Origin of the sequence: Streptomyces sp. NPDC090022 (genome assembly GCF_044748145.1) — a bacterium.
In the GTDB taxonomy this organism is placed as follows: Bacteria; Actinomycetota; Actinomycetes; order Streptomycetales; family Streptomycetaceae; genus Streptomyces.
The window spans coordinates 544199-570362 of sequence record NZ_JBIVFN010000001.1; the positions used below are offsets into that span (position 1 = coordinate 544199).

Sequence of the window (26164 nt, forward strand, 5' to 3'; positions counted from 1 at the left end):
GCTCCCTCTTCCATCCCTCGTCCAAGATTTTAGCTTGGTCGGCCAATGAATGGGGTAGGGTGACGGTCAGGCAATCGTTGGCCGACCAATTAATTCTGTGAGGGCAGCCATGACCAGCGCTTTCGATCCGATCACCATCGCCGGAACGGCACTCGCCAACCGCATCGCGATGGCACCGATGACCCGCAGCCGGGCCGCTGACGGCGGGGTCCCGACCGAGCTCACCGCCGAGTACTACGCGCAGCGCGCCTCGGCGGGCCTGATCGTCACCGAGGGCATCCAGCCCTCCGTCGTCGGCCAGGGCTACCCCTGGACCCCCGGCCTGCACTCCGCCGAGCAGGTGGCGGGCTGGCGCAAGGTCACCACCGCCGTGCACGCGGCGGGCGGCAGGATCTTCGCGCAGCTCATGCACACCGGCCGTATCGGCCACCCGTCGCTCCTGCCCGACGGCCTGGTCCCGGTCGGCGCCTCGCCGGTCGCCGCCACCGGGCAGGTGTTCACCGGTGAGGGCATGAAGGACCTGGTCACGCCCCGCGAGCTGACGGGTGCCGAGGTCCGGGAGACGATCGCCGACTACGCGGCCGCCGCCCGCAACGCCATCGAGGCCGGCTTCGACGGGGTAGAGCTGCACGGCGCCAACGGCTACCTCATCCACCAGTTCCTCTCGCCGCACACCAACCTGCGCACCGACGAGTGGGGCGGCACCACCGAGAACCGCATCCGGTTCGCCGTCGAGGTCGTCAAGGCCGTTGCCGCCGAGATCGGCGCCGGGCGCACCGCGCTGCGGCTCTCGCCCGGCAACACGTACAACGACATGGCCGAGCCCGACCCGCAGCCGACGTACGAAGCCCTGGTCAAGGAGATCGAGCCGGTGGGCCTGGCCTACCTGCACCTGACCGAGCCCGGCGAGCACGTGCGCGACATCACCCTCGCGCTGCGGGGCCAGTTCTCCGGCGCCCTGGTCCTCAACCCGGCCTCCGAGGGCCCCACCGACCACCGCTCGCTGGCCCTGCTCGACGACGGCACCGCCGACGTCATCGCCTTCGGCGCCCTCTTCCTCGCCAACCCCGACCTGCCGGCGCGGCTGCGGTCCGGGGGCCCCTACAACACCCCGGACCCGGCCACCTTCTTCGGTGGCGGCGAGGCCGGCTACACCGACTACCCGACGCTGTGACCGTCCGGCCCTGATCCGCCGGACGGACCCTGAGCCGGCTCGGACGCGGACCGCGCCGCGGTGCCCACCACGTCCACCGTCCCGCGCCCGCCGTCGACGCGGATCCGGTCGCCCGTCCGGATCCGCGTCGTCGCGTTGCCGCAGCCGACGACCGCCGGGATGCCGAGCTCGCGCGCCACGATCGAGGCGTGCGAGAGGTTCGCGCCGACGTCGGTGACGATCGCCGAGATCCGGGTGAACAGCGGCGTCCAGCCGATGTTGGTCACCGTCGTCACCAGGATCTCGCCGGGCCGCAGGCTCTCGCCCTCCGCCACGTCGGCCACCACGCGGGCCGCGCCCTCGACCACACCGCCGGAGGCGGGCGAACCGCTGACGGTGTCGGACGGCGCCGCGGTGGCGTGCGCGTCGTACAGATCGGCACGGCGGTCGGGGTCCGCCGCCCAGACGGCCGGGTCGAACTCACCCCGGATCAGCGTCGGACAGGTGGGCAGCCCCCGGTACAGCGCGTACGCCGCCCGCCGCGACGGTACGGCCGCCAGCGGCTCCTCGTCCCCGTCCAGGACCCGCAGGATCTCCTCGACCGGCAGGAAGAACAGGTCCTCCCCGTGCCCGGTGACCTCACCGGCGCGCAGGACGAAGGCCCGCAGCAGCCAGAACACCCGCGCGACCTCGGTCCGGGCCGCCTCCCGCAGCCGCGCCGACGCGGCCCAGTCGTCCACCGCGCCGTGCATCGCCCCGACCCGCTTGGGATGCGCGGCCGCGAACCGCTCCCAGGCCTCGGTGCGTTCCCGGTGGCGGCGCTCCAGCCGCAGGTCGGCGTTCTCCTCGCCGACCAGATCGCGCAGCGTGCCGCGGACCTTGACGAGCGCGTCGCCGTCCTGGCGGGTGGCCGCCTGGAGCATGTGGCAGCACAGCCGGAAGTAGTCCGAGACCTGCTCCTCCCGGAGCCCGCGCAGCTCGTCGTCCGAAGACCATCTCGTTGGCCAGCGCGAACTTCTTCCCCTGCCCGAAGGCGGCCGCCGGCGTCGCCGTGACGCTGAGGTTCATGTAGAAGCGGCCGCCGATGTTGCCGTCCATGGGACGGCCCTCCAGCGTGGCGGCGACCATCACATCACCCATGAAGCGGCGGACGAACGACCAGGTGGCGGGCGTCATCACGGACGGCACCGCCTCGCCCAGGTTGGCGCTGGTCCACAGCGGGTCGGTGCCGGCGGCGTCGTTCCACACCTCGGGGACCGGCGGGGCGACCGTCGTGATGGGGCGGGCCTGGAAAATCTGGAACCGGCCGTCCGCGCGGGCCCATTCGACGTCGCGCGGATCGCCGTACAGCTCCTCGATCTTCAGGCCGAGCCGGGCCAGTTCGGCGGCCTCGGAGGTGGTCAGGACCGGGGCCTCGCGGCGGTCGGCCGGGACCGGCTCCTCGACGGTGCCTCCCGACGCGCCCGCGGCGCCGGCCGGGACGGTCATGACCTCCTTGGCGGCGACGCGGTGCTCGACGACGGCCAGGGTCCGGCGGTCGACGAGGACCGTGTCGGGCGTGACCAGCCCGCTGACCACGGCCTCGCCCAGCCCTCAGGCGGCGTTGACCACCAGCCGGTCGGTCCGCCCGCCGAGCGGGTCGACGGTGAACATCACCCCGGCGGCGTCGGCGGCGACCATCTCCTGCACGACGACGGCGAGCGCGACGTCCTCGTGCGGTATCCCGGCGCGGGTGCTGTAGGCGATCGCGCGGTCGGTCCACAGGGAGGCCCAGCAGTCGCGGACCGCGGCCAGCAGGGCCGCCTCGCCACGGATGTTCAGGTAGGTGTCCTGCTGGCCGGCGAAGGACAGGTCCGGCAGGTCCTCGGCGGTGGCCGAGGAGCGGACGGCCACGGTACGGGCGCCGTCGCCGAGTCCGGCGTACGCGGCGGCGACGGCCGACCGCAAGGGGCCGGGCAGGTCGGTCTCCGCGAAGGCGGCGCGGATGACGGCGCCCGCGTCCGGCAGCGGCAGGGCGGCGGCGATCCGGTCGGCGAGTCCGGCGGCGGTGACGAACTCCCCGTACGCGGCGGTCGTCACGTGGAAGCCGCCGGGCACGGGCAGCCCGCCCCGGGCCGGCTCCGCCAGGGCGCTGCCCTTCCCGCCGGTGGCGCCCCGCGTTGCCGCCGCATCGTCCAGAGCCATCACTAGGCGCACGTCAATCCGCAACTCTTCCGACCATAAAGGACCAGGGAACCCTAGCCGCCGCGAGCCCCTCGGCACACGCCGGGCACACACCAGGCATACGCGGTGCATACGCGACGCGTATGCGGGGCGATACGGTTCGGCCATGCACGTCCTCGGCAGCCGTGTCCTGCTCAGCCCCACCGACCCCGATCGCTCCCGGGCGTTCTACGGCGAGGCGCTCGGCCTCGCCGTGTACCGCGAGTTCGGCACCGGCCCCGACCGCGGCACGGTGTACTTCCTCGGCGGCGGCTTCCTGGAGCTCTCCGGCCGCTCGGCCACCCCGCCGGCGCCGGGCCTGCGCCTGTGGCTCCAGGTCGCCGACGTCCACGCCGCCCACCGCGAACTGGTCGCCTGCGGCGTGGAGATCCTGCGGCCGCCGCTGACGGAACCCTGGGGTCTGATCGAGATGTGGATCACCGATCCGGACGGCGTCCGCATCGCGGTGATCGAGGTCCCCGCGGACCACCCCCTGCGCCACCGCCCGCAGTGACGCAGCCCCGCCCCGGCGGGGCGCCGGGGCGAACACCACGAGAGCCGTTGATTCACCATTCGGCCACGAGAAGTTTCTTACCGGCCAGTAGACATGTGGCCGGATCTCTCCGAGGGTGGAGGTGTTCATGCCAATGCGTGCATCGAGGAGCCCCCACACATGCTCAACACCCGTACCAGGACATCCCGTTCGGCCCTTGCCGTCGGCGCGGCCGCCGTCACCGCCGCCCTCACCCTCGTCCCGGCCGCCACCGCCCAGGCCGCCCCGGCCGCGGCGCCCGCCGCTGTCGCCGCCGCCTCGGCCCCTGGCGGCAACGCCGCGATCCTGGGCATCGACTACGCGACCTGGCAGCGTGACGTCGCCGCTGTCGTCGACGTGGCCCGCCCGTACATCGAGCAGCGCCTGAACAACGCCCCGGCGGGCGAGAAGCCGGCGATCGTCCTGGACATCGACAACTCCTCGCTGGAGACCGACTTCCACTACTTCTGGACGTTCCCGACCCCGGCCATCGCCAAGGTCCGCGCCCTGGTCCAGTACGCCCACGCGCGCGGCGTCGCCGTCTTCTTCGTCACCGCCCGCCCCGGCATCATCCACTCCCTGACGATGCACAACCTCAAGGCGGTCGGCTACCCGGTCACCGGCCTCTACGTGCGCGACCTGCCCGACCTGTTCCAGGAGGTCAGCACGTACAAGACGGCCAAGCGCGCCGAGATCGAGGGCCGCGGCTACACGATCATCGCGAACATCGGCAACAAGGAGAGCGACCTCGTCGGCGGTCACGCCGAGCGCACCTTCAAGCTCCCCGACTACGACGGCAAGCTCTCCTAGGGCCTGTTTTGAATTCAGATCACGAATAGCGGTTCGGGCTCGTCGGCTGCCTGGCGACTGGTAGAAGGGGTCCATGACTCGTGGCGATCTGACGGACAGTGAGTGGGAGCTGGTCGAGCCGTTCCTGCCGAGGGCGGCGACGGGGCCGATCCCGGACCTGCGGCGGCAGTTCGATGCGATGATGTGGCGGTTTCGGGTGGGGAGTCCCTGGCGGGATGTCCCTGAGCGGTACGGCAACTGGCCGACGATCTACGGCCAGTTCGGCTCCTGGGCGCGCAAGGGCGTCTTCCAGGCGCTGATGGAGGGGATGATCGCCGAGGCCGCCGCGCGCGGGCAGGTCGACTTGTCGCTGGTCAGTGTGGATTCCACCGTTTCCCGTGCGCATCATCACGCGGCCGGGATGGTCGTGGACGCCGAGTTGCTGGAAGAGTTGGAGAAGGCCGTCGGGGAGGAAAAGGGGCTGCAGCGAAGGGACAAACCGGGGCAGTAGCTGACCGGAGTGCGGTCGCTGACGGTGCGGAGGACGCCGAGCGGGAGGACAGGCGTCGGCTGCGCCGCCGTCGGGCAAGGCTGAAGGCGGCCGCGTTGGGGCGTTCGCGCGGTGGCCTGACCACGAAGACCCATCTGGCCGCCGAGCGGCGCTGCCGGCCGTTGTCCTTCGTGGTCGCCCCGGGCCAGGGCGCGGACAACCCGCAGTTCATCCCGGTCATGGACAAGGTCAAGGTGCGGGGTCCGATCGGCCGGCCACGCACCCGCCCCGACGCGGTGGCCGCCGACAAGGCCTACTCCGCCCGCGCATCCCGGGCCTACCTGCGCCAACGGTGGATCAAGGCGGTGATCCCGGAGAAGGACGACCAGGCCGCCAACCGGAAGAAGCGGGGCAGCAGTGGCGGGCGGCCCGTCGGTCACGACGCCGATCTGTACCGCGATCGCAACACCGTCGAGCGTGCCATCAACTGGCGGGGCCTCGCCACGCGCAATTCAGGGCAGACCCTAGCGGAAGTCGGCCATGTCGATGGCCATGCCGCTGTCGGAGAACGCGGAGAACAAGGCGAAGGGGCCGTTGTTGCCGCCCTCGATGTTGCGCATACCGCTGTCGGAGCCGACCTGCTTGCCGGAGGAGTCAAAGACGGTGGCGACGTACGCCACGGGTGTTCCGGGGGTCCACGTGCCGGCTACCCGGTCGCACGGCACCGACACGGTCAGCTTGTTGGAGCTGAAAGACGAGCTGACGCCCTTCTTGATCCCCTCGCCGGTCGGGCTGTTGTCCCCGGCCTTGCCGTCGGCGCCGAGCACGACGGCTTGCGAGACCAGGACCTTGACGGTCAGCCCCGACACGTCCCGCAGCGGAAGACTCCCGGTCACCTCCAGCGTCTCGCCCTTGGATACGAACTGGAAGGGCAGGAAGCAGTCGGCCATGAGGGTCTCCTTCGCATAGCCCGGCGCTGTCGCCGGATCACGGCATCCCTACCCGGCTGCGGCGAGGATGCGGCGGTCGTTCGCTCGAAGGGGTGAACCGTCTCACGAGCCGCCGAGGCCCGACGCTCGCCGCTCGACGGGTCGTCCCACCGGGTACGCTGGCACGCACCCCCGACCGGACGGAGCAACCGTGGTGATTCGTGTCGCCGCTGTCGGAGACATCCACCTGGGCCAGGGCGCCGAAGGGCGGCTGCGGCCGGCCTTCGAGACCCTGGGCGACCGCGCCGACCTGCTGCTGCTCGCCGGTGACCTGACCCGGGAGGGCACCGAGCAGGAGGCCCGGGTGGTCGCCGGTGAGATCCGCGGCCTGCCGGTGCCGGTGGTCGCCGTCCTCGGCAACCACGACCACAAGAGCGGCCGGCCACACACGGTCGCCGAAGTCCTGCGGGAGGCGGGCGCCACCGTACTGCAGGGCGCCTGCGCCGTGTTCGAACTCGCCGGGACCACGGTCGGCGTGGCCGGCACCAAGGGGTTCTGCGGCGGATTCGCCGGCCCCGGAGCAGGGCACGGCACGGAACACCAGGGCGACGGCGGAGACGGTGGCGACGGCGACGTCGGTGACGAGGGTGACGTCGGTGACGAGGGTGACGAGCACGCCGCCTCCCTCGCCACCACCCGCGCCCACGCCGAGGACCTGCGGCGTTCGCTGGCCGAACTGGCGGACGCCGGCAGCGCCGTACGCATCGCCCTGACGCACTACGCGCCCGTCACCGGCACGCTGGCGGGCGAACCCGCCGAGCTCTACCGCTACCTGGGCAGCCCCCTGCTGGCCGAGGCCATCGACGGGGCCGGCGCGGACCTGGCCGTGCACGGACACGCCCACCTGGGCACCGAGCGCGGCCGCACGCCCGGCGGCGTCCAGGTGCGCAACGTCGCCCAACCCGTCATCGGCCGCCCCTTCGCCGTGTACCGGCTGGACGGCCCACCCGCGCGCTGACGGCCCGGGGCTGCGACGGCTCGCGGCGCCGACGGCCCGGGGCTGCGACCGCGCGGCCGCCGCGGGGCCCGGGATCCCGCCCGTGCCACGGCGGCGAGAACCCGCCACCGGCGGCCCCGCCGCCCTGGCGCACCGGGTCCGGCGGGCGGTTCACTGCGGGGCCATGAGACGAACGAGGATCATGGGCGTGCTCGGCGGACTGGTACTGGCCGCCGGCACCCTGTTCGGAGCCGGGCCGGCCGTCGCCGCCCCCACCCCGCCCGCGGAGTTCGGCAGCGACTGGCACGACCCGCTCACCGCCGGCCCGCCGGTGTCCCGGCCCGGGACCCGGTCCTGCGAGCTCACCGTGGCCGAGGCGCAGTTCCGGGACTTCACGCCGTACCGGGGCGCGTACACGCCCCCCGCCGCCTGCGGCACCTCCTGGAGCAAGGTGGTGCTGCGGCTGGACGGCAAGGTCAAGGGCCGCCAGTACGACCGGCTCGGCCACCTCGCCCTCGGCGGCGTCGAGATCCTGCGGACCTCCACCCCGCAGCCCTCGCCCGACGGCATCCAGTGGTCGGTGGAGAAGGACGTCACCCGCTACGCCGACACCCTGCGCCGGCCTCAGCCCGTCGAGATGCTCATCGGCAACGTGGTCGACGAGACGTACACCGGCGTCATCGACGTCAGGGTGACGCTGACCTTCTACACCGCCGACGGACGGCACCGGGCCCCCGACACCCCGGAGCGGGTGCTCCCGCTCGGCGACGGCACGGTCACCACCCCGCGCAACACCGAGCGGCTGCTGGCCGAGGTGTACGCCACCGGCTCCGGCGGCGGCTGCGAGGAGTACTGGTACATGACCACCCCGGACGCCGCCCCGTACTCCTGCAAGGCGGCCGACGGCCCCTACCGCGAGGTGCGCATCAGCGTCGACGGGCGGCTCGCCGGGATCGCCGCGCCCTTCCCGACCGTGTGGACGGGCGGCTGGTCGAACCCGTTCCTGTGGTACGTCACCCCCGGGCCGCGCGCCTTCGACGTCCAGCCCGTCGTCTACGACCTGACGCCGTTCGCCGGCCTCCTCAACGACGGCCGCCCGCACCGTATCGAGGTGTCCGTCGCCGGAGTGCCCGCCGGGCAGAGCGGCTGGAGCACCCCCACCAACCTGCTGCTGTGGCAGGACGAGGGCCGCCGGGTCGTCACCGGCGCCCTGACCCGCCACGAGCAGAGCGATCCGGCCAACTCCACCCGCTACACCCCCGGTTCGCCCGAGCACCGGCTCGACACCGACGGCGCGCACCGGCTGACCACCACCGGGTACGTCGACACCTCGCACGGCCGCGTCACCACCACCGTCACCCGCGCCGTGACCAACACCTCCGCCCACCGCTGGACGGACGGCGAGTCCAGGGACGCCCTCGAGGCCACCTGGACCGACGACGAGAGCGTCACCAGCGGTGGTACGACCACCCGCACCCACCGCACCTACACCATGGACGGCGAGACCACCCTCGGCGCCGACGCCCGGCTGCGCACCGTCCTCGCCCTCGGCGACCGCGCCGACACCGTGACCGTCCGGGCCGGCGGCCGCCCGCGCTCCGCCCACCTGGACCACACCTACCAGGGCGACGCGACGTACACCACGGGCGTCCCGCGCGACCAGCGGCACGCGGTCGGCACCACGACCGAACGCCACCGGCTCCACGGCACGGACGGCTGCCACGACCGGACCGTGCGCACCGCCCAGGGCGCGGTCACCGAGGACCGCCGGCGCTGCTGAGCCCCCCTCGCAGGCCCGGCCCCCGCGGCCGCTCCCCGGTGCCGGACGTCCCCGTGATATCCGTTGGACAGGACGTCGGGACAGAACGTCCAGGACAGAACGTCCGGGACAGGACGTCCGGTACCGAGGGAGCACCCCACCATGCACAGCTGGCGCAGCACGCTCGACGCGGCCGGGATCTCCGGCGCCCCGATACGGGCCGACTTCACCGCCGCCGCGCGGCTCGTGCTGCGGCGCGAGTCCGCGCCGTACCTGGCCCTGCGGCTGCTGGCCGCGCCGCACCTGCAGCCCTGGCTGGCCGCCGGGCTCGCCTTCATGAACCGCGTCGACGACATCGCCGAGACCGGTACGACGCGGACACGGCTCGACGGACTGCGGCGCCTGGGGGAGCAGGTCGAGTCCGCGCTCGCGGGCGGGCGCGGCGGCGACCCCGTGCTGCGGGCCTACGCCCACGCCGTGCACGAGCGCGCCCTGCCCGACACCTGGGTGAAACGATTCCTCGAAGGCGCCGCCACCGCCGAGGCGGTCTTCGCCGGCTTCGGCACCGAGGCCGACTTCCAGGCGTACGTCGACGCCTACGCCTGGCCCGCGTTCGTCTCCTTCACCGGACTGCAGTACCCGGGCGGACCCGACGAGGCGCAGGCGGCCGCCCTGCGCCGCCTCGTCGACGCCGCCCAGCGCGTCGACTTCCTCGCCGACCTCGCCGGAGACCTGGCCGCCGGCCGGCTCTGCCTGCCGCGCGAGCGCCTCGACGAGCACCACGTCACCCGTGACGACCTCGAACAGGGGGAGGACACCCCGGCCGTGCGCGCCCTCCTGGCCGCCGAGACCCGCCGCGCCCGGGCCGCCCTCGACGCCGCCGCGGACGTCGTGGACCTGGCCGACCCGGGCCTGCGCCGCGTCCTCGTCACGATGACCGACCTGATGGGCCACCAGCTGACCGCCGTCGAACGGGCCGGCGTCCGCGCCCTGCGCCGCGACGTCGGCTACGGCGCCGTCGCTCCCCTGCGCATCCTCGCCCGCGCCGCCCGCCGTTGAGGTCCGGACGGATCACCCGCGGGACGGACGAGCAGCAGGTTCGCATCGCCCGCCACGCGGGTGAGGAACACAGTCGCCGCGCCCGTGCCCTGCGGGGTGAACGCCTGCCGGAGTTCTTCCGCCGCCCCGTCGGCGCGGCGGTGCCGCCGTACGGTCAGCTCGCCCACCCCGCGCCCGCGCAGCAGCGCCCCGAGCGCGGCGGGGTCGTACGGCAGGACCTCGGTGATCTCGTAGGCCGTGGCGAACGGCGTAGGGTGCGCCTCGCCCGAGGTGACCCAGGCGGGCTCGGCCACGTCGAGGACGCCACCGCCGACCTCCTCGGCCACCAGGCCGGAGTGGACGACGGCGGCGTCCGGCTCGTACAGGTAGCGGCCCGGCGGCCGCACGGCCGGATCCGGCAGCCCTCGGCCGGTCAGCGTGGCACCGCCGGGCAGCAGGGTGGCCCGGCGCGGAACCCGCGCGGTGGGGTTCGTCTCCCCGTACCACCACCACAGGACGGCTTCCTGCACCTCGCCTTCCCAGGAGATCCACTCGGCCTCGTCGGCCCCGCAGCCGTCGGGGACGCTCCCGTGCGGCATCCGCGGGTCGAGCCGGATCGCACCCGCTCCCATGTCACGAACGAGGTCCATCGCCCACGGCAGCGACGGCGCGTACGTCGCCGGGCCGGAGTCCTCGTCCGGAGTGCCCCGCCCCATGAGGTCGACGAAGACCGCCTCCCCCCAGGGCCGGTACGTCGTGAGGTCCTGCCGCTGGACCCACATCGTGGCCGACGCGTCCAGGGCCGCCCCGTTGGCCGCGGTGATCTCGACGTCCAGCGGGTCGCTGTCGACGGCCGTGACGGCGTGGGCCGACCCCAGTTCGAGCGCGTCGGCCCCGATGCCCAGGCGCAGCACGTCGAGGAAGACCACGCCCATCTCGTCCAGGACCCGGCCCAGCTTGTACTCGGGGACACCCCGGTGGGAGGCCCGCTCCAGGCCCTCCCGCGTGAAGTACATCCGCTGCGCGTCCGCCCCGAACTTCGCCTCCGCCTCCCGGCGCAGCCGGACCTGCTCGATCGCCGCCGACACCAGCTCCGCCGGGTGGTCCCACCGCAGGGCGGTGAGCGGCGCGGGCCGGGCCGTCAGGCGCCGACGTACGTCGCGAGGTGCTCGCCGGTGAGGGTGGAGCGGGCGGCGACCAGGTCGGCGGGGGTGCCCTCGAAGACGACGCGGCCGCCGTCGTGGCCGGCGCCGGGACCGAGGTCGATGATCCAGTCCGCGTGCGCCATGACCGCCTGGTGGTGCTCCACCACGATGACCGACTTCCCGGCGTCCACCAGCCGGTCGAGCAGTCCGAGCAGCTGCTCGACATCGGCGAGGTGCAGACCGGTGGTCGGTTCGTCGAGGACGTAGATCCCGCCCTTGTCGGCCATGTGGGTCGCCAGCTTCAGCCGCTGCCGCTCGCCGCCGGACAGCGTGGTGAGCGGCTGGCCGATGCTGAGGTAGCCGAGCCCGACGTCCACGAGCCGCGCCAGGATGCGGTGGGCGGCCGGGGTGTGCGCCTCGCCCGCGCCGAAGAACTCCTCGGCCTCGGTCACCGACATCGCCAGTACCTCGCTGATGTCGCGCCCGGCGAGGTGGTAGTCCAGCACCGAGGCGTCGAAGCGCTTGCCCTCGCAGTCCTCGCACGTGCTGGAGACACCCGCCATCATCCCCAGGTCGGTGTAGATGACGCCCGCGCCGTTGCAGGTGGGGCAGGCGCCCTCGGAGTTGGCGCTGAACAGCGCCGGCTTCACCCCGTTGACCTTGGCGAACGCCTTGCGGATCGGGTCCAGCAGCCCGGTGTACGTCGCCGGGTTGCTGCGCCGCGAGCCCTTGATCGGGCTCTGGTCGATCGAGACCACGCCCTCGCCCGCGGCCCCCGACCGGCCGGGCAGCGACCCGTGGACGAGCGAGCTCTTGCCGGAGCCGGCGACCCCGGTGACGACGGTGAGCACCCCGAGCGGGATGTCGACGTCGACGTCGCGCAGGTTGTTCGCCGTCGCGCCGCGGATCTCCAGCGCGCCCGTGGGCGTACGCACCGTCTCCTTGACCTTGGCCCGGTCGTCGAAGTGGCGGCCGGTGACGGTGCCGCCGGCCCGCAGCCCCTCGACGGTGCCCTCGAAGCACACGGACCCGCCCGCCTGGCCCGCGCCCGGGCCGAGGTCCACCACATGGTCGGCGATCCCGATCAGCTCCGGCTTGTGCTCCACGACGAGCACCGTGTTGCCCTTGTCGCGCAGCCGCAGCAGCAGGTCGTTCATCCGCTGGATGTCGTGCGGGTGCAGACCGGTGGTCGGCTCGTCGAAGACGTAGGTGACATCGGTGAGCGAGGAGCCGAGGTGGCGGATCATCTTGACGCGCTGCGCCTCGCCGCCCGACAGGGTGCCCGCCGGCCGGTCCAGCGCGAGATAGCCCAGGCCGATCTCCACGAACGAGTCGAGGGTGTGCCGGAGCGCGCGCAGCAGCGGCGCGACCGACGGCTCCTCGAGCCCGCGCACCCAGGTGGCCAGGTCGCTGATCTGCATCGCGCAGGCGTCGGCGATGCTGATCCGGCCGATCTTCGAGGACCGGGCGCCCTCGGCGAGCCGGGTGCCGTCGCACTCGGGGCAGGTGGTGAAGGTGACCGCGCGCTCCACGAACGCCCGGATGTGCGGCTGCATCGCCTCCTTGTCCTTGGACAGGAAGGACTTCTGGATCTTGGGGATCAGGCCCTCGTAGGTGAGGTTGACGCCGTTGACCTTCACCTTGGTCGGCTCGCGGTACAGGAAGTCCTGCATCTCGCGCTTGGTGTACTTCGCGATGGGCTTGTGCGGGTCGAGGAAGCCCGACTCGGCGTAGATCCCCACGGTCCACACGTTGTCCGACTTCCAGCCGGGGATGGTGAACGCGCCCTCCGCGATCGACTTGGAGTCGTCGTACAGCTGGGTGAGGTCGATGTCGGAGACCGCGCCGCGGCCCTCGCAGTGCGGGCACATGCCGCCGGTGCGGTTGAACGTCGCCTTGACCGTCTTCTTCGCGCCGCGCTCGACGGTGATCGCACCACTGGCCCGGACCGAGGGCACGTTGAAGGCGTACGCGCTGGGCGGCCCGATGTGCGGCTCGCCCAGCCGGCTGAAGAGGATCCGCAGCATCGCGTTGGCGTCGGTGGCGGTGCCGACCGTGGAGCGCGGGTCGGCACCCATCCGCTGCTGGTCGACGATGATCGCGGTCGTCAGTCCCTCGAGGACGTCCACCTCGGGCCGGGCCAGGGTGGGCATGAAGCCCTGCACGAAGGCGCTGTACGTCTCGTTGATCAGCCGCTGCGACTCGGCGGCGATCGTGTCGAACACCAGGGAGCTCTTGCCCGAGCCGGAGACACCGGTGAACACCGTCAGGCGGCGCTTGGGGATCTCGATGCTGACGTCCTTGAGGTTGTTCTCGCGCGCGCCGTGCACGCGGATCACATCGTGGCTGTCCGCACTGTGCGGTGCCCGCGCCGGCCCGCCCGTCCTCGTGGCCCTGCTCATCGTCCCTCCATCTGTCGCGCGGGGCCGCTCCTGCGCGGTTCCCCTCGGCGTCGCACGGTCCGATCCAACCACGTGCGAGCGGGACCGACGTTACGGGCGGCGGGCCGGTCCGGGCTTCTCCATTCCTGACCGGTTGCCCGGCCGGCCGGGCAACCGGCCGGCGGGCGCTAGTAGGGGCCGTTGACGTTGTCGATCGACCCGTACCGGGCGGCGGCGTAGTTGCACGCGGCGGTGATGTTGGCGACCGGGTCGTAGGAGTCCATCGACGTTCCGGGCACGTGGTAGGCCTTGAACGTCGGGTCGATGACCTGGAGCAGTCCCTTGGACGGGGTGCCCTTGGCGGCGTTGGAGTCCCAGTTGTTGATGGCCCGCGGATTTCCGGAGGACTCGCGCATCACATTGCGCAGGATTCCGTCGTACGTACCGGGAATTCCGTGCTTCGCCATGACGTCCAGGGACTCGCGGATCCAGCCGTCGAGGTTGTTCGCGTACGTCTTGGCCGCCGGGGCCGCGGGGGCGACGGCCCGCACCACGGCGGGGGCGGCCGCCGGGGCGGCGGGGGCCACGGCCTGCGTGGCGGCGGCGGTCGCGCCGCCGATGGTCAGCCGCTGGCCGGGGAAGATGAGCGAGGGGTTGTCGCCGACCAGGGTGCGGTTGTCGGCGTAGAGCTGCTGCCAGCCGCCGCTGACCGAATGCGTCTGCGCGATCTCGGACAGGGTGTCGCCGCTGATCACCGCGTGGACCACCGGCACGGCGGCCTTGGCCACCGCCGGCAGCTGGGAGACCTGCACCTGGGCCACCTGGGCCACCTGGGAGATCCGGGCGGCGGCCTGCGGGGCGGCGGCCGTGACCGGGGCGGGCTGCGCCTGGGCGACGGTCGCCCCGATCAGCGGCATCGCGAGCGCCGCGCTCCCGGTGCCGGCGACGGCCAGCTTCCGGGTGATCACGTTGTTCCTGGGACGGCGGTGTCTGCCCTTTGCGCGCATGGCGAATTCCTCACGTGGGGGGTACGGGAGAGCGATTCGGGGCGACCGTAAGCGAGTCGGAAGTCCGCGAACAAGCCTTGAATTTCCCCCAGTGATCGACATTGCGGAATCAGGGGTTTATTTCCTGATCATTCCGCCCCGCACCCCGTGCCAACTCTCCTTTCGTGGACGGGAAATCGCCCGGCGGGATGAATGATGTTGAGCGGCTCCGGGTGACTCACATCACGGCCCTTGGTAGGAAATAACCCCCCGTTCGATAAGAGGGCAAGATGCGCCGGAGGGATCGATAAGGGCGTTATTTGCGTTCCGCCCAAAACGCCCATACCTCACTCATTCCGGCAGCTCTGACAGCTCCCGGAGCACCCTCTCGGCCGACGTGGCCGCCGCGGGCAGCAGCGGCAGGCGCACGTCCGGCGCGGGGATCCGGCCCTGTGCGTGCAGGACCGCCTTGATCACCACCGGATTCGGCTCGTCGAACGCGGCCGCCGAGACCTTCGCCAGCGCGTGCCCGAGGGCCCGCGCCCGGGTCACGTCGCCCGTCCGCCAGGCCGTGGCCAGCTCCACGAAGCGGTCCGTCGCCAGATGGGCCGAGGCGAGGATGCCACCCGCCGCGCCGAGCGCCAGCAGCGGCGAGAGGTACAGGTCGTCCCCCGCCAGGACGCGGAACCCCGCCGGCAGGTCGCCCAGCAGCGCCACCGTCTCCTGGTCGATGCCGCCGCCCGCGTACTTGACCCCCACCACCCCCGGCAGGGCGCCGATTGCGCGCAGCGTGCCCGCGTCCAGCGGCAGCCCCGTGCGGTACGGGATGTGGTAGACGATCAGCGGGACGGGGCTGACCGCGGCCAGCCGCTCGAAGTGGGCCAGCACCCCGGCGGGCGACGGCCGCACGAACGCCGGGACCGTCACCAGCGCCGCCCCCGCCCGCGGCCACCGCCGCAGCCCCGCCAGTGCCTCCTCGGTGGCGCGGGTGCCGGAGCCGCCCGCGCCGATCGTCAGGTGCGCGCCGCGCTCCGCGCAGACCCGCGCGCACACCTCGGTCACGCGCTCCCGTTCGGCCGCGTCCAGCGTGGCCGCCTCCGCCGTCGTCCCGAGCGCGACGATCCCGGCCGCGCCCGCGTCCAGCACTTCGTGCGCCAGTCCCTCCAGCGCGCCCACCGCGAGGTCGCCGCGCGCCGTGAACGGCGTGACGAGCGGTACGTGAATTCCCTGCAAGTTGTCGTCCTGTGCCATGACTTCGAGGGTGGCGGGCCTCGAGCCACAGGTCCAGTTCGCCTTCCCGATGCCGAGCGTAAGCTGATCCGATGCTCGATGTCCGACGCCTGCGCCTGCTGCGCGAACTCGCCCGCCGCGGCACCATCGCCGCCGTCGCCGAGGCCCTGTCCTTCAGCCCTTCGGCGGTGTCCCAGCAACTGGCCGCGCTGGAGCGGGAAGCGGGCCTGCCGCTCCTGGAACGCACCGGCCGCAGCGTCCGCCTGACCCCCGCCGCCCAGCACCTGGTCGGCCACGCCGACGCCGTGCTCGAACGACTGGAGCAGGCCGACGCCGACCTCGCCGAGGCCCGCGAGGGCCTGGCGGGCGCCCTGCGCATCGGCGCGTTCCCCACCGCCGCCCGCGCCCTGGTCCCGGCCGCGCTCCGTACCCTGGCCCGCCGCCACCCCCGCCTGGAACCGATGGTCCGCGAGACCGATCCCGCCGCCGTCGCCCACGCCCTGCGCGCGGGTGATCTGGACGTCGCCCTGGTCCACGAGTACGACTTCGTGCCCGCGCCCGAGGAGCCTGGCCTGGCCACGGCCCCGCTCTTCGGCGAGGCGATGTACCTGGCGACCCCGGCCGCCGTCCCGACCCCGGCCCCCGGCCCGAGCCCGGCCCCCGTCCCGACCCCGGTCCCTGGCCCGACCCTGGTCCCCTGCCCGAGCCCGGCAGCGGACCCGTGGCCGCCCGGGGACCCGGACCCGGACCCGGCCCCGTGGCCGCCCGCGGGCCCGCCCCCGTCCGGCGGTGCCGGTCAGGCAGCCCTCCTGCGCGCCCACCGCGACGCCCCCTGGATCACCGCCACCCCCGGCACCCTCTGCCACGCCATGACCGTCCGCGCCTGCCAGGCCGCCGGCTTCACCCCGCGGGTACGCCACCAGGTCGACGAGTTCGCCACCGTGCTGGCCCTGGTGGCCATCGGCCAGGGCGTGGCCGTCGTACCCCAGCTCGGCATCGGCACGCCCGCCGACCCCGGCGTCAGCCTCACCCGCCTGGCCGTGGAACGCCGTACGAAGATCGCCTTCCGGGGCGGGGCCGCCGGGCACCCGGCCGTCGCCGCCTTCGCCGAGGCCCTGCGCGCGGCCGTCCCGGCCGGTCTTCTGCGCCCCGACCGGTGACGTCAACTCCCGCACCCCGCGTGCCCCGTGTACGTTCGGTGATCCGGGACGGTTCCGACCACAGAGCGGGGTACGACGTGACGCATCGCGTACGAGGGGTCATCGCACGGAGCAAGGGCGCACCGGTGGAGACGACGACCGTGCTCGTCCCCGATCCCGGGCCCGGCGAGGCGCTGGTCCGGGTCCAGGCCTGCGGGGTCTGCCACACCGACCTGCACTACCGCGAGGGCGGCATCAACGACGAGTTCCCCTTCCTCCTCGGCCACGAGGCGGCGGGCATCGTCGAGGCGACCGGCCCGGACGTCACCTCCGTCGCCCCCGGCGACTTCGTCGTCCTCAACTGGCGCGCGGTGTGCGGCACCTGCCGGGCGTGCCGGCGCGGCCGCCCCTGGTACTGCTTCGCCACCCACAACGCGACGCAGCCGATGACCCTGGAGGACGGTACCCCCCTCTCCCCGGCCCTCGGCATCGGCGCCTTCGCCGAGAAGACCCTGGTCGCCGCCGGCCAGTGCACCAAGGTGGACCCGGCCGCCTCGCCCGCGGCCGCGGGCCTGCTGGGCTGCGGAGTCATGGCCGGCCTCGGCGCGGCCCTGAACACCGGCAACGTCGGCCGCGGCGACTCGGTGGCCGTCATCGGCTGTGGGGGAGTGGGCAACGCGGCCGTCGCCGGCGCCCGGCTGGCCGGCGCGGCGAAGATCATCGCCGTCGACCTGGACGACCGCAAACTGGAGTGGGCCAAGGGCCTGGGGGCCACCCACACCGTCAACGGCCGTACCGAGGACGTCGTCAAGGCCATCCAGTCCCTCACCGGAGGCCACGGCGCGGACGTCGTCATCGAGGCCGTCGGCCGCCCCGAGACGTACAGCCAGGCCTTCTACGCCCGCGACCTCGCCGGCACCGTCGTCCTGGTCGGTGTCCCCACCCCCGACATGCGCCTGGACCTGCCGCTGCTGGACGTCTTCGGCCGGGGCGGCGCACTGAAGTCCTCCTGGTACGGCGACTGCCTGCCCGAGCGTGACTTCCCCCTCCTCATCGACCTCTACCTCCAGGGCCGCCTCGACCTCGACGCCTTCGTCTCCGAGACCATCCCCCTCGACGGGGTCGAGGACGCCTTCGCCCGCATGGAGCGCGGTGAGGTGCTCCGCTCGGTCGTGGCGTTCTGACACACCGATACTGACACGCCGTTCTGACACACCCTCGCGACGCACCGTTCCGTCGCACCGTTCGAGTGTCCGCCCGGGCGCCGCGGGGAAGGACACCCGACGGTCCCCGGCACGCGGGGGCCGGGGCGGGCGGAGGCTGGCATGGACCGGTGGATGTACGCCGTACTCGGCGCGCTCGTCGTGCTGCTCCTGCTCCGCGTCGCCGCCGCCGCGCGCCGCCCCGCCCGCCCCGGCCCCTCGGTGGCCCACCTCCCGGAGGCCCCCGCGCCCGGCCCGGCCTTCTCCGCGCCGGCCCGGCCGGAGCCGGAGCTGCGCGAGGCCGCCGCCCGCGGCGACGTCACGGCCATGGCGGACCTGGGCGACCTCGCCGCCCACCGGGGCGACCTGGCGGAGGCCGAACGCGGCTGGCTGCGTGCCGCGCAGGCCGGCAGCGGCACGGCCGCGTACCGGCTGGCCGTCCTGCTGCGCGACAGCGGACGCGACCCGGCGGCCGCCCTGCGGTACCACCGGCAGGCCGCGGACGCCGGGGCTCCCGGCGCGGCGCACGACCTCGCCCTGCTCCTGCTGCACCAGGGCGACCCCGAGGGCCGCCGGATCCTGCAGCGCGCGGCCGAGTCCGGCGACACCCTCGCCCTGTACAACCTCGGCATCCTCGCGCACGAGCAGGGCGACACGGCCGCCGCCGAACGCTTCAGCCGCGCGGCCGCCGAGGCCGGCCACACCGACGCCGCCTACAGCATGGGCGTGCTGGCCGACGAACGCGGCGACCCGGCCGAGGCCGAACGGTGGTGGCGGCGCGCGGCGGAGGCCGGCCACGTGAGCGCCATGTACAACCTGGGCAACCTCCTTCAGCGGCGCGGCGACGACACCGGCGCCGCCCGGTGGTGGCAGCGCGCCGCCGACCAGGGCGACCCGGACGCCCTCCACAACCTCACCCTCCTGCGCCGCCGCACCGGCCGCTAGGCGAGTTGCCCCGGGGACGGCAACCCGCGCACGTCCGTGTGATCACCGGAAGGCGGCGACGTTCTCCTCGGCCCACTGCCGGAACGTCCGGGCCGGGCTCCCGGTGATCTGAGCGACCGTGTCGCGCACCCTCAGCAGCTCGTCGTTGACGTCACCGCCCGTGACGTCGAGCACCGCGTCGGCGGCGTCGTCCCCGAAGACCGCCGCCATCCGGGCGTAGGCCTCCTGGCGGCTGATCCCGGCGAACGGCACCTCCCGGCCCAGTGCCGCCGCGATGGCGCCGGCCTGCTGCCGGGCCGTCACCGGCTCCGGGCCGGTCAGGGCGTACGTACGCCCCTGATGGCCGGGCTCGGTCAGCACCGTCCGCGCGACCGCGGCGATGTCCGCAGGGTGGATGGTCGGCAGCGCGACGTCCGGGTACGGCGCGCGGACGGTCCCGTGCGCACGGATGGTGTCCGCCCACATCAAGGCGTTCGAGGCGAACTGCGTCGGCCGCAGGATCGTCCAGGCCATGCCGCTCTCCTCGAGCATGTGCTCCACCGCGGTGTGCTGGCGGGCGGGGTCCAGATGCGGATGGGTCCGGACGGTGATCGACGACACCAGCACCACGTGCCGCACGCCCGCCCGGCGGGCGGCTGCGAGGATGTCGGCGTCCGGGCCCAGACCCGACGGGAGGAACAGCGAGCGCACCCCCTCCAGAGCGGGTTCCCACGAGGCGGGCTCCGCCAGGTCGCCCTCCACGACCTCGGCCGTTCCGTGGAAGGCGGCCCGCGCGGCGTCGCGCGTGAGCCCCCTCACCGGTCCGGCACCACGCGCGTGCAGTTCCGTCAGCAGGGCACGGCCTATGTTCCCGGTCGCTCCGGTCACGAGGATCATGGCGTGTCTCTCCCGTCGCAGAATGATCAACAGGAGGCCACGCTAGGAGCTCGACCACGCTTGAGGTCAAGGAGTCGGCCTTCGGCCGGGTCGCGACTCGCGACGGTCAGGACCCCTCGTTGAAGTATCCGGCCTCCACCTGGAGCGCGAGGGTACGCAGCACATCGGCCGAGGAGAGGTCCGTCCGGCCGCTGTCGTGCGCCATGGCGAGACTGGTGAAGGCGAGGCTGAACCCGGCGACCATGGTCTGCAACGCCGGACCCAGCGCGTCCGCGACCAGGTGCGCCACCTCCTGCGGCGCGGCGTCGGCCGGCACCTTGATGGAGGGCAGCATCTCGTTCAGCAACTGGGTGACCACGCCCGCCTCCGGGCCGGAGACCTCGCCGTTCTCGCCGGCTTCCGCCGCCCGGCGGATCTCCTGCGTCTCCGTGAGAATGCCGATGACTCGCTTCAGGACCTCAGCGCGTTCCATCCCGGGAGGGTAGCCCCTCGGCCCCGCCCCGCGCCGGGCCCGGCCGGAGAAGGGCGGTCGGGCAGGGGCGGCCGGGCCGGTGAACACCGGGGGCGCCCGCCGCGTGACCAGCCGGTATCCCGCCGGCGGGCCGGTGTCCGCTCGGGCAGGGTGCCGGGTGATGAACGACGAGGGCGGGATGACGTACGCCCACCCCTGGTCCGTCGAGGGCCTGTTGCGACGGGGGCGTGGCCGGGGAGCGCTGCGGGCGCTCCATGACCTGCGGGGATCCGCCGCGTTGGTGTACGACGGGATCCGCCACGACCGGCGGTGGGACGGCACGGATGACCGGTCGCTGTACCTGGCGCGGCTGGTGCGGGACCTGCAACGACGTCCTGGAGTCGGTGGCGGGGGGCCACCCCCCCGCACTGGTGGGAGGACCTCGCCCGTGTCGCGCGGGCCCCGGATCAGGGTGGAGACGGAGCGTCCGTGGTCCTGCGAGCCGTGGACGCGGTTCGGGATCGAGGTGGACGGCCCTCCCCCCGCTCCGCGGCCGTCCCCGGCCGGGACCGCCACCGCGGACCTACTGGCCCTCCTCACCGACGGCCGTACGGAGCAAGGCGCGAAGTCCGACGCACTGCGGCCGCTGGCCGGCCGGGAGCCGGCCGAGGGGCTGATCCCCCCTGGTTCCCTCGCTGGGCACGTCGAACGGCCGCCGGAGCCTGCCCCGCTCGGGCGGGCCGTCGAGCGGTTGGGTGCCCTCGCCGTACCGGCGGCGCGCGGCTGGGCACGGGACGACCGCCCCTGGCCGGCGCGGTTGGGCGCGGACGTGCCGGCCGACCACCCCGGCCCGGAGGCAGCGCCCGCACTGGTGGCGGAACTCGCCGGACAGTAGAGGGCGCGGGCCGGGTGCGGTCCCGACCGGACGGCCCGGCGCCTGACCCGGCTCGGACCCGACGCCGGGGCGGCGGTGCCGCACGGGCCGCGCGACACGGCCGACCCGCCCCAGGAGGCCGGCCCTTAGCCCGGCGGCCGGTCCGCCCCCGGCGCCCGGCCCGTGGTCCGGCGCCCAGCCTGTTGTCCGGCGGCCAGCCCGCCCCCGGCGGCCGGCTCTTGGTCCAGCAGCCGTCCCGTAGTCCGGCGCTGGCCTGTTGTCCGGCGGCCGGTCAGCCCCGCCGCCCGGCCTGTTGTCCGGCGGCCGGCTCGTGGTGCGGCAGCCGCAGGAAGGCGGCCGTAGGACCGCGGCGGCGGGGCGGCGGCGTAGACTCGGGCCGGCCGTCGCCCGTGCCGCCGCCGGCGAGGGACGGCAACGGCGCGCGCACCGCCAGTACTGCCCGTACCGCCGCCGCACCCGGGGACGTTCCACGTGACCAGCAGCCACCACCGTCAGCAGCCGAGCTACCGTCAGCCCGGCGTCGTCCTCACCGACCACCACTTCTCGGTGCCCCTGGACCACGACCGCCCCGACGGCGAGCACATCGAGCTCTACGCCCGCGAGGTCAGCGCGACCGGTACCGACCCGGCGGGGCTGCCCTGGCTGCTCTACCTCGAAGGCGGACCCGGCTTCGGCGCCCGCCGGTTCACCGGCCGCCAGGCCTGGCTGGAGCGGGCGCTCACCGAATACCGGGTGCTCCTCCTCGACCAGCGCGGCACCGGCCGCTCCACCCCGGCCAACCGGCAGACCCTGCCGCTGCGCGGTACCCCGTACCAGCAGGCCGAGTACCTCGCCCACTTCCGCGCCGACTCGATCGTCCGCGACTGCGAGGCCATCCGGCCCCTCCTCACCGGCGGCGCCCCCTGGACCGTCCTCGGCCAGAGCTTCGGCGGCTTCTGCACCACCCACTACCTCTCCACCGCCCCCGACGCCCTGTCCGCCGCCCTCGTCACCGGCGGCCTGCCGTCCCTCGACGCCACCGCCGACACCGTGTACGCCGCCGCGTTCCCCCGGATCGAGCGCAAGAACCTCGCGCACTACGCCCGCTACCCGATGGACGCCGAACGCGCCCGCCGCATCGCCGCCCACCTCACCGAGCACCGGGTCGAACTGCCCGGCGGGCACCTGCTGACCGCCGAGGCCTTCCAGTCCCTCGGCATCCTCCTCGGCACCGGGGACGGCAGCCACCAGCTGCACTACCTGCTGGAGGACGCGTTCGTCCCGACCCCCACCGGACCGGCCCTCTCCGACGCCTTCCTCGAAGGCGCCCGCTCCCTGCTGTCGTACGCCGGGCACCCCCTCTACGCCCTGGTCCACGAGGCCATCTACGCCCAGGACCCCGCCACCCCCACCGCCTGGGCCGCCGACCGGATCCGCGCCGGCCTGCCCCGCTTCGACGTCGCCGAGACCCTCGCCGGCGACGAACCGCTGCTCTTCGGCGGCGAGACCATCCACCCCTGGCACTTCACCACCGACCCGGCCCTCGTCCCGCTGCGCGAGACCGCCGAGATCCTCGCCGCCCGCACCGGCTGGCAGCCCCTCTACGACCCGGCGCGCCTGGCCGCCAACGAGGTGCCGGTGGCCGCCGCCGTCTACCACGACGACCTGTACGTCGACACGGGCCACTCGCTGCGCACCGCCCGCGCGATCCGGGGCCTGCGCACCTGGGTGACGGACGAGTTCGAGCACGACGGCGTCCGCGCCGGCGGCACCCGGGTCCTGGACCGGCTGCTGGACCTCGTACGGGGCGATGCCTGAAATCGGGCCCGCCGGCCCACCTCTCGCCTATCGTGCGGAACATGACTCAGCATCTTGATCAACTGGAGCCCATGCCCACCGACTGGCAGCGCGCGCTCGCCGTCGTCGCCCACCCCGACGACCTGGAGTACGGGTGCGCCGCGGCCGTCGCGGACTGGACGGACGGCGGCCGTGAGGTCGTCTACGTGCTCGCCACGCGCGGGGAGGCCGGTATCGACGGTGTCGCCCCCGCCGAGTGCGCCCCGCTGCGCGAGGCCGAGCAGCGGGCCAGCGCGGCGGCCGTCGGCGTGTCGGAGGTGGAGTTCCTCGACCACCGGGACGGGACCATCGAGTACGGCCTGGACCTGCGCCGGGACATCGCGGCGGCGATCCGCCGGCACCGTCCCGAGCTCGTGCTCACCCTCAACCACCGTGACACGTGGGGCGGCGGCCCCGGCGGGTACTGGAACACCCCCGACCACCGCGCCGTCGGCCGGGCCACGCTGGACGCGGCCGCCGACGCCGGCAACCGCTGGATCTTCCCCGAACTGATCTCCGAGCAGGGCCTGGAGCCCTGGAACGGCGTCCGCTGGGTGGCCGTGGCCGGATCGAACACGCCCACCCACGCGGCCGACGCGGGCCCCGGCCTCGAACGGTCGGTGGCGTCCCTGCTGGAGCACCGCGCGTACATCGAGGCCCTCACCGACGAGGACCCGGAGACGTACGTCCGGACCTTCCTCACCGGCAACGCCGAACGACTCGCGGACCGGTTCGGCGGTCGCCCGGCGGTGGCGTTCGAGGTCTTCTCCCGCTAGGCCTCGTCCACCACGGTGCCTCCGCCCGGCGTCCCGGGTCTTCCCCGGGCGCCCCGACCTCCGTAACCTGACGCATCGTCAATTATGGTGCGCGTGAAGGGGGTCCGGGCTTGATCGACACCGTGTCCACGGAGATCGCGGAGGGTGGGGAGCGGATCCGGCTCGACGTCGCGGACGGCCTCGCGGTCCTCACCCTCTGCCGCCCGGACAAGCTCAACGGCTGGAGCTGGGAGTCGACCCGGCAACTCGGCCTGCTCGCCGACCGGATCCGCTTCGACGACTCGGTACGGGCTGTCCTGCTGCGGGCCGAGGGCCGGGCCTTCTGCGCGGGCATCGACGTGAGCGCGCCCGGCGGCGCGATCACCGGGACCTCGGCCGCCCGGCGCATGCGCAACTACTACGAGGGCATCCGGTGGGTCCACGAACGCTTCGCGGTCCTGGCCCGGCTGCCCCAGCCCGTGGTCGCCGCCGTGCAGGGCTACTGCCTCGGCTTCGGCTTCGAGCTGGCGTTGATGGCCGACGTCCGGGTGGCCGCCTCCGACGCCGTGTTCGCGCTGCCCGAGGCCCGGCTCGGCGTGGCCGTCGACGCGGGCGGGGATCTGCGGATCGCCCGGGAGGCGGGCGCGGGCTGGGCCAAGTACCTTGCGCTGACCGGCCGCCGGATCGATGCCGCCACCGCCGAACGACTGCACCTGGTCCAGCTCGTGACCGCGCCCGACGACCTGGACGCCACCGCCCGCGCGCTGGCGGAGGAGATCGCCGGCAACGCCCCGCTGGCCGTCCAGGGCATCAAGCGCGCGGTCGACGCGTACGCCGACGCGGCGCTCCCGGCCGCGCTGGACCGGGCGGCGATGACCGCCGCGCTCACCCTCACCTCGGAGGACTGCCGCGAGGGCTACGGCGCCTCGGCGGCCCGCCGCCCGCCCCACTTCACGGGCGACTGAGCGCACCGGCCGGGCCGGGACAGCCGACAGGCCGAGCGCGATCGTCGGCAGGGGCGCGACCGGGGGCTGAGCGGCCCCGCGAGGCACGGGTGTTCGGGGGCGGGGCCGGGTGTGCGACCGCCGGGGTCGGGCGGCGCGGTCGCGCTCGGCCCGGGGTCCCCGGCTCACGGAGTGAAGGGTGGCCGCCCCAGCTGCTCCCGCACCGGTACCACGTCCGGGTTCACCAGGGCCCTGCGCTGCCAGTTCGCCCCGTCCACCACGAGCGTGTGCCCGGTGATGAAGCGGGCGTAGGGGGAGGCCAGGAAGGTGGCCGCCCAGCCCAGCTCGCGCGGCCGCCCCACCCGCAGCGCGGGCTGGCGCGCGTCCCCGCCGCCGGGCGCGGCCCGCTGGAGTCCCGCGCGGATGTCGTCGCTCATGTCGCCGTGCGGTACCAGCCCCGGTACCAGCCCGTTGACCTGGATGCCGTACGGACCCCACTCCACGGCCAGCGTCTCCACCAGGTTCTTCACCCCGGCCTTGGCCGCCGCGCTGTGCGCGAAGCCGGGGCCGCCCGTCCAGGCGTAGGAGGCGCCGACGTTGACGATCGACCCCGGGGTGCCGGCCGCCAGGTGACGGCGGCCGAATTCGCGGGTCATGAACCAGGTCCCGGTCAGCGTGATGTCGACGACCGCCCGCCAGGCGCCCGGGGAGAGGTCCTCGGCGGGGCTGGGGAAGTTGGCGGCCGCGTTGTTGACGAGGACGTCCGGCAGCCCGTATGTCTCCTGCGCCGCGTCGAAGACCTCCGCCACCCGCTCGGGGTCCCGGATGTCGCAGACGGCGGTCGTGACGCGGCCGGCGCCGGGTACGGCCGCCAGCTCCTCGCGCGCCGCCACCAGCCGCTCGGCCCGGCGGCCCGCGATCACCAGATCGGCTCCGAGCCGGGCGAACTCGGCCGCGATGGCCCGGCCCAGCCCGGTGCCGCCGCCCGTGACCAGCACCGTCTGCCCCGCGTACGTACCGGGCGGCAGGGCGGCGGCCCCGAGCGGCGGCGGCGCGGGCAGGCCGCGCGGTGCGTTCTCGATCGACATGCGCCATCGATAGCGCGCGCGGCCGCAGATCACCATCCCCGCGCACGACACACCCCGCACGGGCCCGGATTGTGTACGGCCCCCCCGGTACCTGGGCAGGGACGGTCCGCGGGGCCCGCCCCCGCGCCCCGCGGCCCCGACCGGCACCCACCCCGGGCCCAGCCCGGAGCCGCCCGGCCCGCCCGGACCCGGGTAGACCCGGCCTCCACCGGGTAGAGACGGGCCGCAGCCACCCGGAATCGCCCGGCTCCGGCCCGGAGCAGGCCCGGATCCACCCGGACCCGGCGCGGAAGCCGGCCGGGGCGCAAACGCGGTCCGCGAGGCACAGGTGGGCGCGGGGACGCCGTCCGGAGCCGTCCGAAGTGACCGGGCGCGGGGCCGGTGTGCGGCCTGGGCCCGCCGAGCACCCGGGACCCGTCGGGC

Annotated in this window: 22 protein-coding genes and 2 pseudogenes; 14 read left to right on the forward strand and 10 right to left on the reverse strand. The window is 74.2% G+C overall.

Annotated features, from left to right (window positions below; all coding sequences use genetic code 11):
• Positions 1-109: 109 nt before the first annotated feature.
• Complete coding sequence (locus tag ACIPXB_RS02425; protein WP_401443466.1) at positions 110-1174, forward strand: alkene reductase; 1065 nt, start codon at positions 110-112, stop codon at positions 1172-1174.
• Here the strand turns inward: ACIPXB_RS02425 and ACIPXB_RS02430 are convergent.
• Positions 1159-2076, reverse strand: a complete 918-nt coding sequence (locus tag ACIPXB_RS02430; RefSeq protein ID WP_401443469.1) for a PEP-utilizing enzyme — start codon at positions 2074-2076, stop codon at positions 1159-1161. The two genes, ACIPXB_RS02425 and ACIPXB_RS02430, sit on opposite strands and share 16 nt — an antisense overlap.
• A gap of 355 nt (positions 2077-2431) precedes the next feature.
• A pseudogene (locus ACIPXB_RS02435) lies at positions 2432-3484 on the reverse strand (PEP/pyruvate-binding domain-containing protein); the annotation flags it as partial.
• On the opposite strand from ACIPXB_RS02435, the gene ACIPXB_RS02440 reads away from it, so the two are divergent.
• From ACIPXB_RS02440 to ACIPXB_RS02450, 3 genes and pseudogenes are all read left to right on the forward strand, one after another.
• Complete coding sequence (locus tag ACIPXB_RS02440) at positions 3483-3869, forward strand: VOC family protein (RefSeq protein WP_401443471.1); 387 nt, start codon at positions 3483-3485, stop codon at positions 3867-3869. The pseudogene ACIPXB_RS02435 and the gene ACIPXB_RS02440 sit on opposite strands and share 2 nt — an antisense overlap.
• Before the next feature lie 159 nt (positions 3870-4028).
• Positions 4029-4697 carry an HAD family acid phosphatase gene (locus ACIPXB_RS02445; protein WP_401443474.1) on the forward strand — a complete coding sequence of 223 codons (669 nt, stop codon included), beginning with the start codon at positions 4029-4031 and terminating at the stop codon, positions 4695-4697.
• 73 nt (positions 4698-4770) lie between these two features.
• Positions 4771-5675 (forward strand): annotated as a pseudogene (locus ACIPXB_RS02450) (transposase); the annotation flags it as partial.
• A 15-nt stretch (positions 5676-5690) separates the two neighbouring features.
• On the opposite strand, the gene ACIPXB_RS02455 reads toward ACIPXB_RS02450, so the two are convergent.
• Entirely contained in the window at positions 5691-6116 is a 426-nt protein-coding gene (locus ACIPXB_RS02455) for a hypothetical protein (RefSeq protein WP_401444430.1), read from the reverse strand.
• 193 nt (positions 6117-6309) lie between these two features.
• Here ACIPXB_RS02455 and ACIPXB_RS02460 point away from each other — a divergent pair, with 193 nt between their 5' ends.
• The 3 genes from ACIPXB_RS02460 (at position 6310) to ACIPXB_RS02470 (ending at position 9910) form a co-directional block, all read left to right on the forward strand.
• Positions 6310-7113, forward strand: coding sequence for a metallophosphoesterase (locus tag ACIPXB_RS02460; RefSeq protein ID WP_401444403.1), 804 nt, complete (start codon positions 6310-6312; stop codon positions 7111-7113).
• Between the two features lie 163 nt (positions 7114-7276).
• Positions 7277-8872, forward strand: coding sequence for a peptide-N4-asparagine amidase (locus tag ACIPXB_RS02465; protein WP_401443476.1), 1596 nt, complete (start codon positions 7277-7279; stop codon positions 8870-8872).
• Between the two features lie 141 nt (positions 8873-9013).
• Positions 9014-9910, forward strand: a complete 897-nt coding sequence (locus ACIPXB_RS02470; protein ID WP_401443478.1) for a squalene/phytoene synthase family protein — start codon at positions 9014-9016, stop codon at positions 9908-9910.
• Here ACIPXB_RS02470 and ACIPXB_RS02475 read toward each other — a convergent pair.
• The 4 genes from ACIPXB_RS02475 to ACIPXB_RS02490 all read right to left on the reverse strand — a co-directional run bounded on the left by ACIPXB_RS02475 (position 9859) and on the right by ACIPXB_RS02490 (position 15652).
• On the reverse strand, positions 9859-10977 hold the full coding sequence (locus tag ACIPXB_RS02475) for an SAM-dependent methyltransferase (RefSeq protein ID WP_401443481.1): 1119 nt from the start codon (positions 10975-10977) through the stop codon (positions 9859-9861). The two genes, ACIPXB_RS02470 and ACIPXB_RS02475, sit on opposite strands and share 52 nt — an antisense overlap.
• A 53-nt stretch (positions 10978-11030) precedes the next feature.
• Positions 11031-13436 carry an ATP-binding cassette domain-containing protein gene (locus ACIPXB_RS02480; protein WP_401443483.1) on the reverse strand — a complete coding sequence of 802 codons (2406 nt, stop codon included), beginning with the start codon at positions 13434-13436 and terminating at the stop codon, positions 11031-11033.
• Positions 13437-13603: 167 nt separating this feature from the next.
• Positions 13604-14422, reverse strand: coding sequence for a transglycosylase SLT domain-containing protein (locus ACIPXB_RS02485; RefSeq protein ID WP_401443485.1), 819 nt, complete (start codon positions 14420-14422; stop codon positions 13604-13606).
• A 330-nt stretch (positions 14423-14752) separates the two neighbouring features.
• Complete coding sequence (locus ACIPXB_RS02490; RefSeq protein ID WP_401443487.1) at positions 14753-15652, reverse strand: dihydrodipicolinate synthase family protein; 900 nt, start codon at positions 15650-15652, stop codon at positions 14753-14755.
• A gap of 71 nt (positions 15653-15723) precedes the next feature.
• Here ACIPXB_RS02490 and ACIPXB_RS02495 point away from each other — a divergent pair, with 71 nt between their 5' ends.
• From ACIPXB_RS02495 to ACIPXB_RS02505, 3 genes are all read left to right on the forward strand, one after another.
• Positions 15724-16791, forward strand: a complete 1068-nt coding sequence (locus ACIPXB_RS02495) for a LysR substrate-binding domain-containing protein (protein WP_401443489.1) — start codon at positions 15724-15726, stop codon at positions 16789-16791.
• Between the two features lie 77 nt (positions 16792-16868).
• The gene (locus tag ACIPXB_RS02500; protein WP_401443492.1) at positions 16869-17954 is read left to right on the forward strand and encodes an S-(hydroxymethyl)mycothiol dehydrogenase; all 1086 of its coding nucleotides are present in this window, start codon (positions 16869-16871) and stop codon (positions 17952-17954) included.
• 141 nt (positions 17955-18095) lie between these two features.
• Complete coding sequence (locus ACIPXB_RS02505; protein ID WP_401443494.1) at positions 18096-18917, forward strand: tetratricopeptide repeat protein; 822 nt, start codon at positions 18096-18098, stop codon at positions 18915-18917.
• A 42-nt stretch (positions 18918-18959) separates the two neighbouring features.
• Here the strand turns inward: ACIPXB_RS02505 and ACIPXB_RS02510 are convergent, their stop codons facing one another.
• Both ACIPXB_RS02510 and ACIPXB_RS02515 read right to left on the reverse strand, forming a co-directional pair.
• Positions 18960-19793 (reverse strand): NAD(P)H-binding protein, encoded by an 834-nt coding sequence (locus ACIPXB_RS02510; RefSeq protein WP_401443496.1) that lies wholly within the window; start codon positions 19791-19793, stop codon positions 18960-18962.
• A gap of 106 nt (positions 19794-19899) precedes the next feature.
• The gene (locus ACIPXB_RS02515) at positions 19900-20265 is read right to left on the reverse strand and encodes a hypothetical protein (protein ID WP_401443499.1); all 366 of its coding nucleotides are present in this window, start codon (positions 20263-20265) and stop codon (positions 19900-19902) included.
• A 427-nt stretch (positions 20266-20692) separates the two neighbouring features.
• Here ACIPXB_RS02515 and ACIPXB_RS02520 point away from each other — a divergent pair, with 427 nt between their 5' ends.
• The 4 genes from ACIPXB_RS02520 (at position 20693) to ACIPXB_RS02535 (ending at position 24674) form a co-directional block, all read left to right on the forward strand.
• Positions 20693-21139 (forward strand): hypothetical protein, encoded by a 447-nt coding sequence (locus ACIPXB_RS02520; protein ID WP_401443501.1) that lies wholly within the window; start codon positions 20693-20695, stop codon positions 21137-21139.
• A gap of 471 nt (positions 21140-21610) precedes the next feature.
• On the forward strand, positions 21611-22936 hold the full coding sequence (locus ACIPXB_RS02525) for an alpha/beta fold hydrolase (RefSeq protein ID WP_401443504.1): 1326 nt from the start codon (positions 21611-21613) through the stop codon (positions 22934-22936).
• Between the two features lie 41 nt (positions 22937-22977).
• Entirely contained in the window at positions 22978-23730 is a 753-nt protein-coding gene (locus ACIPXB_RS02530; RefSeq protein WP_401443507.1) for a PIG-L deacetylase family protein, read from the forward strand.
• Positions 23731-23840: 110 nt separating this feature from the next.
• Positions 23841-24674, forward strand: a complete 834-nt coding sequence (locus tag ACIPXB_RS02535) for an enoyl-CoA hydratase/isomerase family protein (protein WP_401443509.1) — start codon at positions 23841-23843, stop codon at positions 24672-24674.
• Between the two features lie 164 nt (positions 24675-24838).
• Here the strand turns inward: ACIPXB_RS02535 and ACIPXB_RS02540 are convergent, their stop codons facing one another.
• On the reverse strand, positions 24839-25741 hold the full coding sequence (locus tag ACIPXB_RS02540; protein ID WP_401443511.1) for an SDR family oxidoreductase: 903 nt from the start codon (positions 25739-25741) through the stop codon (positions 24839-24841).
• Positions 25742-26164 lie beyond the last annotated feature (423 nt).

What these genes read in the sequence shown, in the direction of transcription:
- ACIPXB_RS02425 (WP_401443466.1), top strand. Translation starts at nt 110, where the DNA reads ATGACCAGCGCTTTCGATCCGATCACCATCGCCGGAACGGCACTCGCC.
- ACIPXB_RS02485 (WP_401443485.1), bottom strand. Translation starts at nt 14,422, where the DNA reads ATGCGCGCAAAGGGCAGACACCGCCGTCCCAGGAACAACGTGATCACC.
- ACIPXB_RS02530 (WP_401443507.1), top strand. Translation starts at nt 22,978, where the DNA reads ATGACTCAGCATCTTGATCAACTGGAGCCCATGCCCACCGACTGGCAG.
- ACIPXB_RS02455 (WP_401444430.1), bottom strand. Translation starts at nt 6,116, where the DNA reads ATGGCCGACTGCTTCCTGCCCTTCCAGTTCGTATCCAAGGGCGAGACG.
- ACIPXB_RS02430 (WP_401443469.1), bottom strand. Translation starts at nt 2,076, where the DNA reads ATGCTCCAGGCGGCCACCCGCCAGGACGGCGACGCGCTCGTCAAGGTC.
- ACIPXB_RS02465 (WP_401443476.1), top strand. Translation starts at nt 7,277, where the DNA reads ATGAGACGAACGAGGATCATGGGCGTGCTCGGCGGACTGGTACTGGCC.
- ACIPXB_RS02445 (WP_401443474.1), top strand. Translation starts at nt 4,029, where the DNA reads ATGCTCAACACCCGTACCAGGACATCCCGTTCGGCCCTTGCCGTCGGC.
- ACIPXB_RS02440 (WP_401443471.1), top strand. Translation starts at nt 3,483, where the DNA reads ATGCACGTCCTCGGCAGCCGTGTCCTGCTCAGCCCCACCGACCCCGAT.
- ACIPXB_RS02510 (WP_401443496.1), bottom strand. Translation starts at nt 19,793, where the DNA reads ATGATCCTCGTGACCGGAGCGACCGGGAACATAGGCCGTGCCCTGCTG.
- ACIPXB_RS02515 (WP_401443499.1), bottom strand. Translation starts at nt 20,265, where the DNA reads ATGGAACGCGCTGAGGTCCTGAAGCGAGTCATCGGCATTCTCACGGAG.
- ACIPXB_RS02480 (WP_401443483.1), bottom strand. Translation starts at nt 13,436, where the DNA reads ATGAGCAGGGCCACGAGGACGGGCGGGCCGGCGCGGGCACCGCACAGT.
- ACIPXB_RS02490 (WP_401443487.1), bottom strand. Translation starts at nt 15,652, where the DNA reads ATGGCACAGGACGACAACTTGCAGGGAATTCACGTACCGCTCGTCACG.
- ACIPXB_RS02470 (WP_401443478.1), top strand. Translation starts at nt 9,014, where the DNA reads ATGCACAGCTGGCGCAGCACGCTCGACGCGGCCGGGATCTCCGGCGCC.
- ACIPXB_RS02540 (WP_401443511.1), bottom strand. Translation starts at nt 25,741, where the DNA reads ATGTCGATCGAGAACGCACCGCGCGGCCTGCCCGCGCCGCCGCCGCTC.
- ACIPXB_RS02505 (WP_401443494.1), top strand. Translation starts at nt 18,096, where the DNA reads ATGGACCGGTGGATGTACGCCGTACTCGGCGCGCTCGTCGTGCTGCTC.
- ACIPXB_RS02495 (WP_401443489.1), top strand. Translation starts at nt 15,724, where the DNA reads ATGCTCGATGTCCGACGCCTGCGCCTGCTGCGCGAACTCGCCCGCCGC.